The following is an 18,103-nucleotide window of genomic DNA, read 5'->3' as shown; positions in this document are numbered from 1 at the left end:
GCGGCGCGTATGGACTGCGAGCGCAGCCGGGATCGTATCAGAACGGGAACAGCACCGGAATCAGCACCACGCACACCACCATCACTAATACCGTGAACGGTACGCCTATCTTCACAAAATCACTGAATCTGTATTTCCCCGGTCCCAGCACAAGCGTGTTAACCGGTGAGGATACTGGCGTCATAAATGCCGCCGAGGCCGCCATCGCCACCATCATTGCAAACGGATAAGGCGACACGCCCATCGATTTTGCCGCAGCCAGCGCAATCGGCGCCATCAGCACCGCGGTGGCGGTGTTGGAAATAAACAGGCCAATCGTGGCGCACATCACGAACAGGCAGGTAAGCATCAGATACGGCCCCTGCCCGCCGCCGACGTCCATCAGCCCTTTCACCACCAAATCAACGCCGCCGGTTTTTTGCAGGGCGAGCGCAAACGGCATCATCCCGACAATCAAAATAATGCTCGGCCAGTGAATGGCTTTGTAGGCGCTTTCGGCATTGATGCAGCGGAATTTACCCATCAGCAAGCAAGAAACGATCGCGGCGATAGGATTAGGAATTTCGTCCGTCAGCATCAGAGCGACCATCAACACCAGGCAGAAAATGGCATGTGGCGCCTGGCTGTGCGCCGGGGAGGCATCGTTAACTTCGATTGGCATGTTATGCACCACAAAATCACGCCCACGCTGCGAGAGCTGTGCTATCTGTTTCCAGTTGCCAACCACCAGCAGAATGTCGCCCAGCGCGATGGTTTCATCCACCACTGCGCCGTCGACGGCTTTACCGTCGCGTTTCATGCCCACCACATTCAGCCCAAAGCGGGTACGAAATTCCATTTCCCGCACCGTTTTGCCTGCCAGTTCTGAATCCGGGATCAGCGATACTTCGGCCATGCCGACGTCCAGCGCCTGATCGGAGAAATATTCACCACGCAGCACCATCGGCTCCAGCAGCTGCTCCGTGCAAAACTGTCGCAGGTCGACGTCTGCCGCTGACATATCAATGAGCAGGACGTCACGCGCATGAAACTCCGACACGCCGTTAACGTTGACAATCACCCGACGGAAACGCCGCCAGCGCTCCACGCCGATCACGTTTGCGCCGTAGCGCTCACGCAGTTTGAGGTCATCCAGACGCTGCCCGACCAGCGGTGAGCCCGGACGAATAGCCAATCGGCGCGCGCGGCCGTTCAGGTGATACTCTTTGATTAAGTCGCGAAACGTGCGGCGTTTATCATTCTTTTGCTTCCCGTCGTCGCCGGGAAGCATAAAACGCACCAGCAGCATATACACGATGCCGAGCAGCAGTACCACCAGGCCAATCGGCGTCACGCTAAAGAAACTAAAACCTTGCAGACCTTCGCGGAGCAGTTCGCTGTTAATCACCAGGTTTGGCGGCGTAGCGACCAGCGTCATCATGCCGCTGATAAGCCCGGCAAAACTCAACGGCATCATTAAGCGCGACGGCGAGGTGTTCATGCGCATGCAGACACTAAGCACGACGGGAATGAAGATGGCGACCACGCCGGTGGAGCTCATAAACGCGCCAAGCCCCGCCACCGTCAGCATCAGGAATACCAGCATTTTGATTTCGCTGTTGCCCGCCACTTTCACCAGCCATGAGCCCATACTGGTGGCAACGCCGGTGCGCACGAGTCCGTCGCCGATGATAAACAGCGCAGCGATAAGGATGACGTTAGGATCACTGAAGCCGGAAAAGGCTTCGCTGAGGGTGAGCGTTCCGCTCAGAACAAAGGCAACAATAACCAGCAGGGCGACGGCATCCATGCGCACTTTACCGGTGGCGAAAAGCAGTACCGCTACCGCCAGCAGGCACAACACCCAAATCAGTTCACCGTTCACAACATGTCCTTGTCAGAAGAGAGTCTTGTCAGAAAAGAGAGCGATCATTGTGGCATAAAAAAGCCCCGCCGAAGCGAGGCCAGATCATGCGTTTAGTCTTTCAGACGCACATCAACCGTGCCATCGGACTGCCGGTTAATGCTTAACGCTTCGAGCGTGGTCAGCACGAAATCCGCTTCGTTTAACCGCGGTGCATCGCCGGGTACGTTTACGGCAATGACGCGACAGCCTGCCGCGAGACCAGAAAGCATCCCTGCCGCCGCGTCTTCCACTACTGCGCATTCAGCCGGGGCAAAGCCCAGCAGCTCTGCGCCAAGCAGATACGCATCCGGCTCCGGCTTACCGCGTTTTACCTGCTCAGCGGTGACAAACACTTTTGCGTCAGGCAGGCCCGCGGCGCGATGACGCGCATGTGCCACCGGAACGGAACCAGAGGTGACTATCGCCCAGGGAATACCGGCTTCATCCAGATGATTCAGCACCGCCAGCGCACCTGGCAGTGCGGTGATCCCGGCGGTGTCCTCGGACTCTATTCGCTCGAGCCAGCTGAACTCCACCTGAATTTCCGCTTCCGTACGGCCAGGCAGGAAGTGGCGTAGCGACGTAATCGCCTGCTTGCCGTGAATAAAATTCAGGACTTCACTGTGGCTCAGACCGTGACGATCAGCCCAGTGGCACCATGAACGTTCCACAACCGGCAGTGAATCCACCAGCGTACCGTCGAGATCAAACAAAAAGCCTTTGCACTGCACGGCGGCCTCCATCAGGCATTGATAATCTGATTAATTTCGTTGCTGCTCAGGTGATACTGGCGTGGACACGCGTGCCATGCGCTCAGCATACGCTGGTATTTTTCCCACATTGGGGTCTGGGCGTTGAAGCCGTGAGTACCGGCATCGAAATGCGTGTAGCGGCCTTCGGTGTTGACCATAAAGCGCACGTAGCCGAGATAGCGGGCTTCGGTTGCGGCGTCAAAGCCGAGGAAAGTCACGCGGCGTTCGTCCACACTGTCAGCGTCTTTGAGGTTGGCCCAGGAAACGTGCAGCGCGTGGTACATCTCCATGATGTCGATGATCACCCGGCAGGTCTCTTCGGTCAGTTGGCCAAATTCACGATCCAGCTCGCGCATTTGCAGACCGTAGCCGCGCTCGATGATCGTCTGCAGGCGGCGGTAACGCTCGGCGTTGTCGGGATCCATCATGGTCATCATTTTGTACTGATTCGACAAAATCAGACGTTGAGCGTTGGTCATTTCCATTTTCGACTCCTGTTGCGCTTACGCATGAAAAAAGAGGGCTTACAAAGTGTATGCCCTCATTTATATGCGTTTTTGATAGTTAATTACAAATCATCAAGGAAAGTTTTATCCAGTTGTTTGAATGCGCGCTTAAGCGTGTCAGCTAACGCCTGGTAATCTGGCTTCCCTTCAAAAGGTGCCAGCACCTGGCCTGACTCCTGCAATTTTCCGCGCACTTCATAGAACCAGCTCAAAATTGTTGGCGGCAGCGGAGTGGCGGAACGCTTGCCCAGCCACCATAATCCTTGCATCGGCAGGCTCAGCGCAAACAATGCGGTCGCAATGGCCGGGCCAAGTTGTCCGCCGAGAGCGATTTGCCAGCACAGCGTAAACACCGCAACCGGCGGCATGAAGCGTATAGCGTGGCGGGTGGCACGGATGACGCGGTTTTCAACAAACACCGGTGCCAGGCGTTTTTCCATCGGCCACGTCTTCGCATAGTGCTGCCCACGGCGGAATGAACTGAAAAAATTTACCGGGCGGTTCTCGGGTGTCGACATGGCGTTACCTCAACTTCACAGATAAAAAATCAAAATTTCGTGCAAAACAACAACTATGCATGACAACGTTCAAAACATTTTGGCAATAAAGGCGGCATTCAGGTATCCTGTGCGGCCTGAGATGGGCGTAGACCCACTCTCGCGATTCGTCAAATTATTGCACATTCTGCCATCGGTTGAAAATTGTGCAAAACTGAAGGATGAATCACCCGAATTCCTTTCATCATGCCTGCTAAAAGTATTGAGCATGATGTTAATCATAAATGTCAGCGTCATCATGCGCTACGCTCTTTGACTCACTGACGTTTTTTTAGCCACATAAGATTAATAGGTACTTCCATGTCGAGTAAGTTAGTACTGGTTCTGAACTGCGGTAGCTCTTCACTGAAATTCGCTGTCATCGACGCAATCAATGGTGAAGAATACCTCTCTGGTTTGGCCGAATGTTTCCATCTCCCTGAAGCACGTCTGAAATGGAAAATGGACGGCGCCAAACAAGAAGCGGCTTTAGGTGCAGGCGCCGCTCACAGTGAAGCGCTTAACTTTATCGTTAACACTATTCTGGCACAAAAACCAGAACTGTCTGCTCAGCTGGCGGCTATCGGTCACCGTGTTGTTCACGGCGGCGAAAAGTACACCGGTTCTGTGGTTATCGACGATTCCGTTATTCAGGGTATCAAAGATGCAGCCTCTTTTGCACCGCTGCACAACCCGGCACACCTGATCGGCATCGCGGAAGCGCTGAAATCCTTCCCGAACCTGAAAGACAAAAACGTTGCTGTCTTCGACACCGCGTTCCATCAGACCATGCCGGAAGAGTCTTACCTGTATGCTCTGCCGTACAGCCTGTACAAAGAACACGGCGTTCGTCGCTATGGCGCACACGGCACCAGCCACTTCTTCGTGACTCAGGAAGCCGCTAAAGTTCTGAACAAGCCGGTTGAAGAACTGAACATCATCACTTGCCACCTGGGCAACGGTGGTTCTGTTTCTGCTATCCGTAATGGCGAATGTGTTGATACCTCCATGGGTCTGACCCCGCTGGAAGGTCTGGTTATGGGCACCCGTTCAGGTGACATTGACCCGGCTATCATCTTCCATCTGCACGACACCTTGGGCATGAGCGTTGATGCAATCAACAAAATGCTGACCAAAGAGTCCGGCCTCCTGGGTCTGACCGAAGTCACCAGTGACTGCCGTTATGTTGAAGACAACTACGAAACCAAAGCAGACGCTAAACGTGCAATGGACGTTTACTGCCACCGCCTGGCGAAATACATCGGTTCTTACACCGCGCTGATGGACGGTCGTCTGGACGCCGTTGTCTTCACCGGTGGTATCGGCGAAAACGCCGCGATGGTTCGCGAACTGTCCCTGGGTAAACTGGGCGTTCTGGGCTTCGACGTTGATCACGAACGTAACCTGGCTGCCCGCTTCGGCAAGTCTGGCTTCATCAACAAAGAAGGCACCCGCCCTGCCGTGGTCATCCCGACCAACGAAGAATTGGTCATCGCACAAGACGCAGCTCGTCTGACTGCCTGATTCCACACCGCCAGCCTAGCTGGCGGTGCTGTTTTGGATCCCGCCAACCCCTGGCGGTAACGAAAGAGGATAAATCGTGTCCCGTACAATTATGCTGATCCCTACCGGAACCAGCGTCGGTCTGACCAGTGTCAGCCTTGGCGTTATCCGCGCTATGGAACGCAAAGGCGTTCGTCTTAGCGTCTTTAAGCCAATCGCTCAGCCGCGTGCCGGTGGCGATGCGCCAGACCAGACCACGGCTATCGTGCGTGCTAACTCCAATCTGCCAGCAGCTGAACCGCTGAAGATGAGCCATGTTGAATCTCTGCTCTCCAGCAATCAGAATGACGTGCTGATGGAAGAGATCATCGCTAACTACCACGCGAACACTCAGGATGCTGAAGTGGTGCTGGTTGAAGGCCTGGTTCCGACCCGTAAACACCAGTTCGCACAGTCCCTGAACTACGAGATTGCTAAGACGCTGAACGCGGAAATCGTGTTCGTGATGTCTCAGGGCACCGATACTCAGGAAGGCCTGAAAGAGCGTATCGAACTGACCCGTAGCAGCTTCGGCGGCGCGAAAAACACCAACATCACCGGCGTTATCGTTAACAAACTGAACGCACCGGTTGATGATCAGGGCCGTACTCGTCCTGACCTGTCTGAAATTTTCGACGACTCTTCCACTGCGAAAGTTGTGAAAATCAATCCGACAGATCTGGTAGCGACTAGCCCGCTTCCCATGCTGGGCGCGGTGCCATGGAGCTTTGATCTGATTGCTACCCGTGCAATCGATATGGCTCGTCACCTGAACGCGACCATCGTGAACGAAGGCGACATCAACACCCGCCGCGTGAAGTCCGTGACCTTCTGTGCGCGCAGCATTCCGCACATGCTGGAACATTTCCGCGCGGGCTCTCTGCTGGTGACTTCCGCAGACCGTCCAGACGTGCTGGTTGCAGCGTGTCTGGCAGCAATGAATGGCGTTGAAATCGGTGCCATCCTGCTGACCGGTGCATACGAAATGGATGCGCGAGTGAGCAAGCTGTGTGAACGTGCGTTCGCCACTGGCCTGCCAGTATTCATGGTCAACACCAACACCTGGCAGACTTCCCTGAGCCTGCAGAGCTTCAACCTCGAAGTGCCGGTTGATGACCATGCGCGTATCGAAAAAGTGCAGGAATATGTGGCTAGCCACATTGATGCCAACTGGATCGAATCCCTGACTGCAACGTCTGAGCGTAGCCGTCGTCTGTCTCCGCCAGCGTTCCGCTACCAGCTGACCGAGCTGGCGCGTAAAGCAGGCAAACGCGTTGTTCTTCCAGAAGGCGACGAACCACGTACCGTGAAAGCGGCTGCTATCTGTGCAGAACGTGGTATCGCGACCTGTGTGCTGCTCGGCAACCCGGAAGAAATCAACCGCGTTGCGGCTGACCAGGGTGTTGAACTGGGCGCGGGTATCGAAATCGTCGATCCAGAAGTGGTACGTGAAAGCTACATCGCGCGCTTGGTCGAACTGCGTAAAAGCAAAGGCATGACTGAAGCCGTGGCTCGCGAGCAACTGGAAGACAACGTTGTGCTCGGCACCATGATGCTGGAGCAGGACGAAGTTGACGGTCTGGTTTCTGGCGCGGTTCACACTACCGCCAACACCATCCGTCCACCGCTGCAGCTGATCAAAACTGCGCCGAACAGCTCACTGGTTTCTTCTGTGTTCTTCATGCTGCTGCCTGAACAGGTTTATGTTTACGGTGACTGCGCGATTAACCCGGATCCAACCGCTGAGCAGCTGGCCGAAATCGCTATCCAGTCTGCGGATTCCGCAGCTGCATTCGGTATCGACCCGCGCGTAGCCATGCTCTCTTACTCCACCGGGACTTCCGGCCAGGGTAGCGACGTTGAGAAAGTGCGTGAAGCCACTCGCATTGCACAGGAAAAACGTCCGGACCTGGTTATTGACGGCCCGCTGCAGTATGACGCCGCCGTAATGGCAGACGTTGCGAAATCCAAAGCGCCGAACTCTCCGGTTGCAGGTCGTGCTACCGTGTTCATCTTCCCAGACCTGAACACCGGTAACACCACCTACAAAGCGGTACAGCGTTCAGCCGACCTGATCTCCATCGGGCCAATGCTGCAGGGTATGCGCAAACCCGTCAACGACCTGTCTCGTGGCGCGCTGGTAGACGATATCGTCTACACCATCGCCCTGACCGCGATCCAGTCGTCTCAGCAGGACTAATCTCTGCCGAAGCCAGGGCTTCTAGTCGTCACTGTGAGTGACCGACCAGAGACCCTGGCTTTTTTTGCATCCCTGAAAGACATTTTTCCAAACCGATAATCGAAAATCATTCAGTCTGCCTTCCTGTATTCGTGAGTTTGTATTTTTTAACTCATTGTTTTAAATAACATCACTAAGATAAGAACATTCCTATCCTCGTTTTGATAAATAACACATTAAGTAATCTACTCTTTCAGATTAATCCTTAATACATAATAATAAGCTATGCGAATCGGGAACGCCTCTGTGGCCCCAGATATTCGCGAGCGCCATAAGTATATTTGCGATTAAAAACAGACGATCATTTACACTGCTTCAATATGGATATTTCCTCGAGCAATAAATATCAGAAATTAAATCACAAATGCTCTTGAGCTCAGTATTAATTACATCATCACTTTAGATTCATTATTGATGATATATATAATTTAAACGGACATAAAAGTGAAAAAATTAACTCTGTCAGTTTGTATTGCTGCCGCGTTCCTGGCTCAATCTGCAATGGCTGCAACAACTAATCATGCTATCAGCTATGTGACATCATGGGGCCTGCCTGATAATTCAGCCAGTATTCTTGACACCTCTAAAGTTGATACATACCTGTTAGCATTCGGTAAATGGAATTCTGATGGCTCTATCGAAACATCAGACAGTATTGCAACAATTCCAGCATATGATGCCTGGTATTTACCTGGTGGTTATAATGTCTGGACACAGTTGAAATTAGCTCATCCTGAAAAGAAAATGATGATCGCCTTTGGTGGTCAGAAATATGAAGAAATCTGGAGCCAGATTAATACGCCTGAGAAACGTACCATTGTGGCGAAAGGCCTGGCTGACCTGCTGAAAACGCCTTACCCGGTATACAAAAAAGGATTGGCCCCGTCAGAAATGGACGGCGCATGCCTGATGACTAAATGGGACGGCACCTGTGATATGGGCACCTACCAGAAAGCCGGTACGGTTTATCTTGATGGCGTTGATTTCGACTTCGAAAAAGCAGCGCGCCTGAGCGAAAAAGAAAACAGCGATCTGCTGGCACTGGCAACCGAACTGCGTGGCATGATCGGTAAAGACAAGCTTATGAGCCTGACCACCTACCATGTAGGGGCTGATCCTGAAAACTGTGCCGATAATACCGTTTTCGATAACTGCTCATTTGTGGAACACGATCGCTCTAGCCACAACGGTGAAGTGAAAAGCCTGCTTTCCGCCAGCAAAGGTCTGTTCGATTTCTACAACGTGATGGCCTACGACGCAGGCAGTAACTTTAAATATCAAACGGCGATGGCAAACTACGCTGCGGCGGTTGGAGATAAAACAAAAATCATTCTGGGCACCACCATTAATGCACAGTGGGCGCCAGAAGGTAGCTTTGTTGAAACCAAAGAAAACAACCTGGAGCGTGCACGCTGGCAGGCAGCTGAAGGTTATGGCGGTTACTTTGCCTGGGCGCTGGGTTCTAACACCCAGAGTATGAGCCTTACCGATCAGTCTGCATATCTGAATGAAATGAAAGATGTAGCTGATGCAGCCGTACCAGCTGATGTTGAACCTGAACCGGAAGATGAAGGTGAAGAGCAGGGCCCAGCAGATAGCGTAATCAGTGATACCGTAGTGGCTGCAGGAGAAATTATCGTGGTTATTCCGAACGACAATTTCAAAACTGATGATCTAACGGTTAAAAAGAATGATGTTATCGTCGGTACCCTCAATGATGGAAAGTACGAAAAAACCATGCAGTCGCAGGCAGTAAAAAAAACCAGCAGCTTCATGGGGCAACCCGTTCTGAGCTTCTATAGTGATCTGAAAGCCGGAGACGTGGTTAGCGTCATAGACACTTCGAGCAAGAAAGCATTGTCAACGGTTAATGTGACTGCTGAAATGCTGGCACCGATTGCTCCAGATGCCGGAACCATTACAAACGCGGCAACCGAATTCGGTAAGTCGACCAATGTTATTTTCAGCTCAGCACTGAAACATTTCAATAGTAACAATCGTACTGTAGTGAAATTGAATGGTCAGGTAATTGCAGAATCCTACGCGGGTAATCTTTTTGCAAATAATGCTACGCCACGCACACTGAACAAGAAGTCTCAACAGGTTGAAGTCGAATACGATATTCCTGTCTCCACCATGCAGGATTACGATATTCTCACCGTCGATGTAATGAGTGGTACACCGGGTCAGGAAGGATATGTATTACGTACACTGAACAAACATTATTATCTGACAAAGTAAGTAATTAGAGTGTTGATAATACGGCACCTAAAATAAAACTCTAAAATAAAAGGCATGCCTATAACGCATGCCTTTTTATTACCTGTGAAATGCTACAGCAAGGCTTTCGCCGCCTTCACGATCTCATCTGCCGTCAGACCATATTCCTGTTGCAGGAAATCCTGCGTTCCGACCTGACCATACCGCTCTTTCACGCCCACACGACGCATCGGCACCGGGCAGGTTTCAACCAGCACTTCCGCCACCGCCGACCCCAGGCCATTATGAATACTGTGATTTTCACAGGTCACAATACGCCCGGTTTTTTCGGCGTAGTTTTTCACCAGCATCCGGTCTATAGGCTTTAAGGTAAACATATCGATGACCGCCGCACTCACGCCTTCGCGCTCCAGGCGACGAGCGGCTTCCAGCGCTTCTGCCACCATAATGCCGTTGGCGATGAGCGTAATGTCGTCGCCTTCACGCAGCACGTTGCCTTTGCCGATGGTGAACGTTGAGCCTTCCTGATACACAGACGGGGCCTGCTTGCGGATGGTGCGCACCCAGTAAAAGCCTTCCAGGTCAATCAGCTGATTTAGGATGTCCTTAAACATGGTGGCATCGGTCACTTCCATCACCACCGAGTTCGCCAGCCCGCGCACAATGCCCATATCCTCAAATGACATGTGCGTCCCGCCGTTATGACAGGCGGTGACGCCCGCATCGGAGGCGATGACTTTGACGTTATTACGCTGGTAGTCGAGCGACATAAACAACTGATCGAAACAGCGGCGGCTGGCGAACGCGGTGAACGTATGCACGAACGGCTTACGACCGGTCAGCGATAATCCTGCCGCGGTGCCAATCACGTTCGCTTCCATAATCCCGCAGTTAATCACCTGCTGCGGGTATTTTTTATGGACGCTATCCATCGCCATCGAGCTCATCAGGTCGGCTTCAAGCGCGATGATTTCGCTGCCCGCTTCAATCTGATCCGCCACAAATCCGGCATAGACTTTACGCATCTCAATCGCGTCTTTTTCTCCCGCAGGTGCAACCTTAATCATGCGCGGCCTCCAGTTGGGCAATGGTGTCGTTCAGGGGTTTTCTCATGTCGTCGGTCAGGCGCAGGTGGTGCGAGTTACCCAGGTTTTCCAGATACGGCACGCCCTGCCCTTTGATACTGTCGAGGATAATCAGCCGTGGTCGGGCATCCGCTTCGGGCACCGGTTTCACCGCGTCTATCAGGCCTGGAATGTCGTCCCCTTTCACCGTGACTACGTCATAACCAAAGGCGGTGAATTTTTCGTGCAGGTCGAACGCGCAGATGATTTCATCCAGTTCGCCGTCGAGCTGCTGCTTGTTCCAGTCGATAAACACCGTCAGGTTATTGAGTTTGTGATGCGCGATGAACTGGAACGCTTCCCAGCACTGGCCTTCGTTCAGTTCGCCGTCGCCGACGATGCAGAACACGCGGTTACTGCGCCCCGCCAGTTTGTGCGAGAGCGCCATGCCTCCGGCAATGGAAATGCCCTGGCCCAGCGAACCGGTTGTGGCATCCACGCCGCGCGTTTTCAGCCTGTCCGGATGGCTCGGCAGTTTGGTGCCGTTCTGGTTCAGGGTGCTCAGTTCTTCCTGTGGAAAATAGCCTTTGATGGCGAGCGTGCTGTACAGCGCAGGGCCCGCGTGACCTTTCGACAGCACGAAATAGTCGCGCCCTTTCCAGTCCGGGTCGCCCGGGTCGATGCGCATTACATCGCCGTAGAGCACCGCCAGGGTTTCCACCACCGACATGCTGCCGCCGTAATGACCAAACCCAAGGTCCGTCAGCGATTTCAGGGTGGCAACGCGGATATCGCGCGCCAGTTGAGTGACTTCTGCAACCGTACTCATCATTTGGCTCCTGTATTTTGCGGGGAATCGTTGCCAGCGACTTTGCCTTTGGCCAGACAGTTGAACAGCACCAACAGCGCGAAGATAACCACCACCAGCCCGGTTATCGCCATTGGCGACAAATAACGCGCGAAGTTGCCCAGCACGATGCCCACCGCACCGAAATCGGCATCAGAGAACGTGGTGTTGGCAAAGCCCAACGCGCCGAGAACCGGTAGCAGTAATACCGGCAGGAAGGTGATCAGCAGGCCGTTAGCGAACGCGCCAATCATTGCCCCGCGACGTCCGCCGGTGGCGTTACCGAACACGCCCGCGGTTGCGCCTGTGAAGAAGTGAGGCACGACGCCCGGCAGAATAAGCACCCATTTGAACTGTCCGCAGAGGAACAGGCCCACCAGGCCGCCGAGGAAGCTGAACAGGAAGCCAATCAGCACCGCATTTGGGGCGTACGGATACACTACCGGGCAGTCGAGCGCCGGACGCGCATTCGGGACCAGTTTTTCCGAGAAGCCAGTAAATGCAGGAACGATTTCCGCCAGAATCAGTCGCACGCCCTGCAGGATGATGAACACGCCCGCCGCGAAGGTGATCGCCATGATGATGGCGTAGACGAGATAGTTCTGGCCGCCACTGAACTGCGCCTCAACGTACTCACGCCCGGCGCAAACCGCCATAATCAGATAAATGATCATCATGGTCAGTGAGATGGAAATGGAGCTGTCGCGCAGGAAACTGAGGTTTTTCGGCAGGTTCATCTCTTCGGTTGAGCGAGAACCTTTGCCCACTTTGCTGCCAATCCAGCCAGAAAGCACATAGCCGAGCGTCCCGAAGTGACCAAACGCGATGTCGTCATTCCCGGTTATGCGCTTCATATAACGCTGCGCAATGGACGGGAAAAACGCCATGATCAGGCCCAGGATCAGCGAGCCGGTAAACACCAGGCCGATACCTTCAAAACCTGCGACGGTGAGGATGACCCCAATCATGCAGGCCATGTAGAAGGTGTGGTGCCCGGTCAGGAAAATGTATTTCAGGCGGGTGAAGCGAGCTACCACAATGTTCGCCACCATGCCGAAGGCCATGATCAGCGCCGTCGCTGCACCATATTTCTCCAGCGCGATAGACACAATCGCTTCGTTATTCGGAATTATCCCTTGAATACTGAATGCATGTTCAAACATTCCACCCAGTGGGTTTAACGAGCCCACTAAAACACCCGCGCCACCGCCCAGTACAATAAATCCCAGAATGGTTTTTACCGTGCCTTTAACAACGTCTGAAAATGATTTTTTCTGCGCCACTAAACCAATCAGCGCGATTAAACCCACCAGCACTGATGGAACCTTAAGAATATCTACCACAAAATTAAGCGTCTCGAGGATAAACATACCTGCCCCTCACTCATTGCGGGTTAGCGGCTGGCGAAATAAGCACTGAGCTTATTTTCCAGTTCATTGATGTCGATAATATTATTAATAACCACCAGTTGGTTATCCGGCACGCTGGCGCTTTCGGCGATGTCTTTTGCCATCACAAAGAGATCGGCCGCCCCCGGCGTGGCGGATGACAGGTCTGAATGCTCCACCTCTGCTTCGATATTCAGTTTCTTGAGGACTTTTTTAATATTCATCTCGACCATAAAACTACTGCCAAGGCCGGATCCGCAAATCGCCATAATCTTCATTATTGTCACCTTTTTTTTTCGTAGAGTCAGCCCGCACTTTACCCGTGAGTAAAATGTTGGATATCAGGGTTAGAAATTAAAATAATCAGAAACGTGAGATTATATTTTTTATCTCCTCAAGGGATTTCGCCTGGTGTAGCGACAGTAATTCATCTTCGCTGGAAAATAATTCTGCCAGCGCGGAGATCATTTCAATGTGGCTGTGTTTATCCGGAGCCGCCAGCATAATAATCACATCCACCGGATCATGCTCGCTCGAACCAAAATTGACGCCGTGTTGCAGTTTCAGTAACGAAAGCCCTAAACCTTTTGCCCCCTCTTCCGGGCGAGCATGCGGCATCGCAAGACCGGGAGCCAACACATAATACGGCCCAAGTTTTTGGTGCTGTTCGATAATGGCGGTGACGTACTCCGGCAATATCACGCGCGCTTCCAGCAGCGGCTCGGCGCAAACCTCCAGAGCCTGCGGCCAGTTTTCGACGCGTTCCTGCAGCCGGATCGTTCCTTCGTGGAGCCATTGACTCAGCATTCGTGTTCTCCAGCATTCGGTAAGTGGACAAACTTTATGCAAGGTCCGGAATGCTGACCGTGATAACCGTCACAAAGATAGCGCTACCAAATTATCAGATACTGAAATTGTGATAGCGCTATCAAAATGTGAACATCGTGTAATAACTCAGCAAAAAGAGGGATTTCCGGCGTATACTGCATGCACTTTCAAAACGAGATTTCAATCAGGAAGAAGCATGTCTCTGACCCGAAAACGTCGCAGTACTGGCAAAGTCACGCTGGCAGATGTGGCAAAGCTGGCGGGCGTGGGAACGATGACCGTTTCCCGTGCGCTGCGTACGCCGGAACAGGTCTCCGATAAACTCCGGGAAAAGATTGAAGCGGCGGTTCAGGCGCTGGGATATATGCCCAACATGGCGGCAAGCGCGCTGGCATCCGCGTCATCCTGGACGATTGGCATGGTCGTTCCGAGCCTGGCACAGGTCGGTTGCTCAGAAATGTTCGCCGGACTGCAGCAAATCTTGCAGCCTGCGGGCTACCAAATCATGCTCGCGGAATCGCGTCATCATATCGACCAGGAAGAGAAACTGCTCGAAACGCTGCTGGCGTCTAACATTGCCGCTGCCATTCTGCTTAGCGTCGAGCACAGCGATACTACTCGCCAGTGGCTGGAAAACAGTGGTATTCCGGTGATGGAAATTGGCGCCAAACGTACCGACCCGCTGGACATGAATATCGGAATCGATAACGTCGCGGCCATGTTTGAACTGACGCAAACGTTGATTGAGCGCGGCTATCAGAATATCGGCCTGTTGTGCGCCAATCAGGAACAGTGGATTTTTCAGCAGCATTTACAGGGTTGGTACAAAGCGATGCTGCGCCATCATATGTCACCCAATCGCGTCATAAATGCCGCCGAACCGCCTACGTTTACAACGGGTGCGGCGCAATTGCCTGAATTTTTACTGGCGTGGCCTGAGCTGGATGCGTTGGTGTGTGTGTCGGATGAAATGGCCTGTGGCGCGCTGTATGAGTGCCAGCGTCGGCGTATCAAAGTGCCAGACGATCTGGCGATTGTGGGCTTCGGCGACAGCGACGTGAGCCGCGTCTGTCAACCGCCGCTGACTACGATTTCGGTGCCACACAAGCAAATAGGAATTGAGGCAGGACGCGCCCTGCTGGCGCGTCTCAATGATGAAGAGTGGGATGATAACCCCGCCATCTCCGCAAAACTCTGTTTACGGGACAGCTGCTAAAACGTTACTCGGTCTCTTCTTCTTTCGATGCGTCTTTTGATACATCTTTTGATGTGTCTTTCGCGGCTTCGTTCTTGGCATTGCGGGTCATCCACAGCGCCAGCGCCTTCAGTGAGTCGTTGGTGAATTCATCGCAACGGGCGGTTATCTCTTCCGGCGTTAGCCAGCAGACTTCGCTCACCTCTTCTTCCTGCAACGCAAACGGGCCGTGAGATACACAGCTGAAAAGGCTACCCCACACGCGGCAGTGTTTGTCTTCGAAGTAGAATTGTCCGTGATCTGCAAACGGCACGCCTGCAATTCCAAGCTCTTCTTCAGCTTCGCGACGTGCTGAGTCGAGCAGCTGCTCGTCAGACTGCACCACGCCGCCCGCAGTGGCATCCAGCATGCCCGGCATAAAATCTTTGGTGTCGGTCCGGCGCTGTACGAGAATTTTTCCCATGCCGTCATGAACCACAATATAAGTCGCGCGATGACGCAGACACTGCGCACGCATTTGTTCACGGCTGGACTGTGCGATGACCTCGTTGTCTTCGTTGACGATATCCACCCATTCTGTGCTTGCCAAATTCTGCTCCACCATCGGAAAACCTTCTCTTTATTACGCTCTCGCGGCGCGTTTACGGTTGTCGGGTAAATTACGGATTAATTGCCACCTCTGCAATAACCCGTTGATCATTGAGTGCTAAAACCCGAAATTTATTGCCCTCCATCATACCGTAGCTGGCGCTAAAGCCGCCTTTCGGAATGCTGATGGAACCCGGGTTGAAATGGAAGATGTCACCTCGACGTTCAGCAACCGGAATATGAGTATGACCATAAACCAGCACATCGCCAGCCGCGAGGGACGGCATATTGTCCGGACCAAACAAATGTCCGTGAGTCAAAAACAGACGCTGTTCAGGGGTCAACACCTGTTGCCATGGCGCAGTGATGGGAAAATGCAGCAGCATCTGGTCCACTTCACTGTCGCAGTTCCCGCGCACGGCAATAATCCGTTCTGCCTGCGTGTTTAAGCATTCAGCAACATCGGCAGGCGCATAACCTTCAGGTAACGCGTTACGCGGGCCATGATTTAACACATCGCCCAAAATGACCAGATATCTGGCATCACTCTGTATAAACAGAGACAGCACGCGTTCAGCGGCGGGTAAAGACCCGTGAATATCTGATGCAAACATCAGCTTCATCAATCATTCCTCCACAAAAAACCGCACCATCATAACGGATTATTGCGGCCGGTTCAGCCAGTGTGTTTCGCCGAGAGCGCAAGGAAACGCTGAACGGACGCTCGCTGCCACTGGAAGGAAGCATAATCGGCCAGCTGTTCCGGGACATCATCCCCGTTCAGCACCAGACGATTAATCATCAGCGCCAGGTCGGTATCCGCCACAGACCATTCGCCAAACAGATTTGGCTTGCCGTGGGACAGCAGCGCGCTTGCGGTGTCGTACAGTTTCGCTGCGGCTTTTTCGCCTGCATTACTGAGAGCCGGTTTCTTCACCCCGCCAAAGACAACGTCCGTGGAACGTTCTTCCCGGATGGGCATTAAATCGCTGCGTATCCAGGCCTGAATCTGCCGGGCACGGGCGCGCTTTTCGATATCATGTGGATAAAGACGCTCCCACTGCGGCGGGGCGAAACGCTCATCAAGGTATTCGGTGATGGCCGAAGATTCGGTCAGTTCAAAGGTATCCACCTCCAGCAGCGGCACCCGGCGGGTTAAGCCATAGCCCTTCCAGCCAGATTGCAGATGTTCACCCTTTGCCAAATCGACGGTCTTCAGGCTGAACGCCAGCCCTTTTTCCTGCAAAGCGACATAAACGGACATCACATACGGCGAGTAAAAATGGTTATCGGACCACAGCGTAATTACGGGACGAGTCATAGCTTCCTCAACGGTTTGCGGGTGAAAACGCCAACATATCGCGTCTTTGACAGGCTGTCACTTGATGAAAACTCACACAATTGACTTAACCACCTATACTCGAAAAGTCATGAAAATACCCCAGGTCCAGGAGTTAAAATGATTGACCTCTATTACGCCCCTACCCCTAACGGCCATAAAATCACGCTGTTTCTGGAAGAAGCACAGCTCGCTTACCGGCAGATCCGCGTGGATATCAGCAAGGGCGATCAGTTTCGTACGGAATTTCTGACAGTGTCGCCCAATAATAAGATCCCGGCCATTGTCGACCACGTTCCTGCCGACGGTGGAGCCCCTTTCAGCCTGTTTGAATCCGGTGAAATTTTGCTGTACCTGGCCGAAAAATCAGGAAAACTGCTCAGCGGTGAACTGCGAGAGCGTCATGTCACGCTGCAGTGGCTGTTCTGGCAGGTCGGCGGTCTGGGGCCAATGCTTGGGCAGAATCATCATTTCAACCACTTCGCGCCCCAGCCGGTGCCTTACGCCATTGAGCGTTATCAGGTTGAAACCCTGCGACTCTATAACGTGTTAAACAAGCGGCTGAGCACCTCACCCTGGCTCGGCGGCGAGCATTACAGCATTGCCGATATCGCCTGCTGGCCGTGGGTTAACGCGCATCTGCGACAGCGCATCGACTTGCAAAACTTCCCGGCGGTGAACAACTGGTTTGAACGGATACGCCAGCGCCCAGCTACAGAGCGCGCGATGCAGAAGGCCCAGGCAAATTAACGGCGCTTTGTTGTATTATGGTTGGGATAATAACAAGGAGGAAACCTGCAATGTCCCAGCCAGACGCCATTATTCGTATCAAGAACCTGCGCCTGCGTACCTATATCGGTATCAAAGAAGAAGAGATAGCTAATCGTCAGGATATCGTCATCAATGTGGCTATCCACTATGCTGCTGAAAACGCACGCAATAGCGAAGACATCAACGATGCGCTGAATTACCGCACCATCACTAAGTGCATTATTCAGCATGTAGAGAATAACCGCTTCTCTTTGCTGGAAAAATTAACTCAGGATGTGCTTAATATCGCATGCGAACATCACTGGGTCACTTATGCTGAAGTGGAAATCGACAAACTTCACGCGCTGCGCTATGCCGATTCTGTCTCCATGACCATGAGCTGGCGAGGCTAAGCGCAATCCGG

18 protein-coding genes are annotated in these 18,103 nt (G+C 52.9%); 6 read left to right on the top strand and 12 right to left on the bottom strand.

Annotated features, from left to right (window positions below; translation table 11 throughout):
- Positions 1 to 37 precede the first annotated feature (37 nt).
- The 4 genes from MUU47_RS16460 to yfbV all read right to left on the bottom strand — a co-directional run bounded on the left by MUU47_RS16460 (position 38) and on the right by yfbV (position 3,661).
- Complete coding sequence (locus MUU47_RS16460; protein WP_258989212.1) at positions 38 to 1,864, bottom strand: SLC13 family permease; 1,827 nt, start codon at positions 1,862 to 1,864, stop codon at positions 38 to 40.
- Between the two features lie 92 nt (positions 1,865 to 1,956).
- The gene (locus MUU47_RS16455; RefSeq protein WP_258989211.1) at positions 1,957 to 2,616 is read right to left on the bottom strand and encodes a sugar phosphatase; all 660 of its coding nucleotides are present in this window, start codon (positions 2,614 to 2,616) and stop codon (positions 1,957 to 1,959) included.
- A gap of 11 nt (positions 2,617 to 2,627) precedes the next feature.
- Positions 2,628 to 3,122 (bottom strand): YfbU family protein, encoded by a 495-nt coding sequence (locus MUU47_RS16450; protein ID WP_258989210.1) that lies wholly within the window; start codon positions 3,120 to 3,122, stop codon positions 2,628 to 2,630.
- 83 nt (positions 3,123 to 3,205) lie between these two features.
- Positions 3,206 to 3,661, bottom strand: a complete 456-nt coding sequence (gene yfbV / locus MUU47_RS16445) for a terminus macrodomain insulation protein YfbV (RefSeq protein ID WP_159770206.1) — start codon at positions 3,659 to 3,661, stop codon at positions 3,206 to 3,208.
- 339 nt (positions 3,662 to 4,000) lie between these two features.
- On the opposite strand from yfbV, the gene ackA reads away from it, so the two are divergent.
- The 3 genes from ackA (at position 4,001) to MUU47_RS16430 (ending at position 9,701) form a co-directional block, all read left to right on the top strand.
- The gene (ackA, locus tag MUU47_RS16440; protein ID WP_258989209.1) at positions 4,001 to 5,203 is read left to right on the top strand and encodes an acetate kinase; all 1,203 of its coding nucleotides are present in this window, start codon (positions 4,001 to 4,003) and stop codon (positions 5,201 to 5,203) included.
- A gap of 76 nt (positions 5,204 to 5,279) precedes the next feature.
- Positions 5,280 to 7,421: a phosphate acetyltransferase gene (gene pta / locus MUU47_RS16435; protein ID WP_258989208.1), complete on the top strand. Its 2,142-nt coding sequence runs from the start codon at positions 5,280 to 5,282 to the stop codon at positions 7,419 to 7,421.
- A 483-nt stretch (positions 7,422 to 7,904) separates the two neighbouring features.
- Positions 7,905 to 9,701: a glycoside hydrolase family 18 protein gene (locus MUU47_RS16430; RefSeq protein WP_258989207.1), complete on the top strand. Its 1,797-nt coding sequence runs from the start codon at positions 7,905 to 7,907 to the stop codon at positions 9,699 to 9,701.
- A 92-nt stretch (positions 9,702 to 9,793) separates the two neighbouring features.
- Here MUU47_RS16430 and MUU47_RS16425 read toward each other — a convergent pair whose 3' ends face one another.
- The 5 genes from MUU47_RS16425 to MUU47_RS16405 form a co-directional block, all read right to left on the bottom strand.
- Positions 9,794 to 10,747, bottom strand: a complete 954-nt coding sequence (locus MUU47_RS16425) for a transketolase family protein (RefSeq protein WP_258989206.1) — start codon at positions 10,745 to 10,747, stop codon at positions 9,794 to 9,796.
- Positions 10,740 to 11,573, bottom strand: coding sequence for a transketolase (locus MUU47_RS16420; protein WP_258989397.1), 834 nt, complete (start codon positions 11,571 to 11,573; stop codon positions 10,740 to 10,742). The genes MUU47_RS16425 and MUU47_RS16420 overlap by 8 nt, the downstream gene beginning before the upstream one ends.
- Positions 11,573 to 12,961, bottom strand: a complete 1,389-nt coding sequence (locus MUU47_RS16415; RefSeq protein WP_258989205.1) for a PTS ascorbate transporter subunit IIC — start codon at positions 12,959 to 12,961, stop codon at positions 11,573 to 11,575. The genes MUU47_RS16420 and MUU47_RS16415 overlap by 1 nt, the downstream gene beginning before the upstream one ends.
- 23 nt (positions 12,962 to 12,984) lie before the next feature.
- Entirely contained in the window at positions 12,985 to 13,257 is a 273-nt protein-coding gene (locus MUU47_RS16410; protein ID WP_159770191.1) for a PTS sugar transporter subunit IIB, read from the bottom strand.
- Positions 13,258 to 13,342: 85 nt separating this feature from the next.
- Positions 13,343 to 13,786 (bottom strand): PTS sugar transporter subunit IIA, encoded by a 444-nt coding sequence (locus MUU47_RS16405; RefSeq protein ID WP_258989203.1) that lies wholly within the window; start codon positions 13,784 to 13,786, stop codon positions 13,343 to 13,345.
- Positions 13,787 to 14,003: 217 nt separating this feature from the next.
- Between MUU47_RS16405 and MUU47_RS16400 the strand changes: the two genes are divergently transcribed.
- Positions 14,004 to 15,023 carry a LacI family DNA-binding transcriptional regulator gene (locus MUU47_RS16400; protein WP_258989202.1) on the top strand — a complete coding sequence of 340 codons (1,020 nt, stop codon included), beginning with the start codon at positions 14,004 to 14,006 and terminating at the stop codon, positions 15,021 to 15,023.
- A gap of 4 nt (positions 15,024 to 15,027) precedes the next feature.
- Here MUU47_RS16400 and yfcD read toward each other — a convergent pair whose 3' ends face one another.
- Genes yfcD through yfcF form a run of 3 tightly spaced genes read right to left on the bottom strand, consistent with a single transcriptional unit; the run spans position 15,028 to position 16,911 of the window.
- The gene (gene yfcD, locus MUU47_RS16395) at positions 15,028 to 15,606 is read right to left on the bottom strand and encodes an NUDIX hydrolase YfcD (RefSeq protein WP_258989201.1); all 579 of its coding nucleotides are present in this window, start codon (positions 15,604 to 15,606) and stop codon (positions 15,028 to 15,030) included.
- 55 nt (positions 15,607 to 15,661) lie between these two features.
- Positions 15,662 to 16,216 carry a phosphodiesterase gene (gene yfcE / locus MUU47_RS16390; protein ID WP_258989200.1) on the bottom strand — a complete coding sequence of 185 codons (555 nt, stop codon included), beginning with the start codon at positions 16,214 to 16,216 and terminating at the stop codon, positions 15,662 to 15,664.
- A 50-nt stretch (positions 16,217 to 16,266) separates the two neighbouring features.
- Positions 16,267 to 16,911: a glutathione transferase gene (gene yfcF, locus MUU47_RS16385; protein ID WP_258989199.1), complete on the bottom strand. Its 645-nt coding sequence runs from the start codon at positions 16,909 to 16,911 to the stop codon at positions 16,267 to 16,269.
- Between the two features lie 138 nt (positions 16,912 to 17,049).
- Here yfcF and yfcG point away from each other — a divergent pair, with 138 nt between their 5' ends.
- Together yfcG and folX are read left to right on the top strand one after the other, a co-directional pair.
- Entirely contained in the window at positions 17,050 to 17,679 is a 630-nt protein-coding gene (gene yfcG / locus MUU47_RS16380; RefSeq protein ID WP_258989198.1) for a GSH-dependent disulfide bond oxidoreductase, read from the top strand.
- A 50-nt stretch (positions 17,680 to 17,729) separates the two neighbouring features.
- Complete coding sequence (gene folX, locus MUU47_RS16375) at positions 17,730 to 18,092, top strand: dihydroneopterin triphosphate 2'-epimerase (RefSeq protein WP_110509216.1); 363 nt, start codon at positions 17,730 to 17,732, stop codon at positions 18,090 to 18,092.
- The last annotated feature ends 11 nt before the right edge of the window (positions 18,093 to 18,103 follow it).

This window comes from Scandinavium hiltneri (assembly GCF_024764835.1).
Classification (GTDB): Bacteria; Pseudomonadota; Gammaproteobacteria; order Enterobacterales; family Enterobacteriaceae; genus Scandinavium; species Scandinavium hiltneri.
The sequence above is the reverse complement of the archived record's forward strand: the minus strand, read 5'-3'. Positions and strand labels throughout refer to the sequence as shown.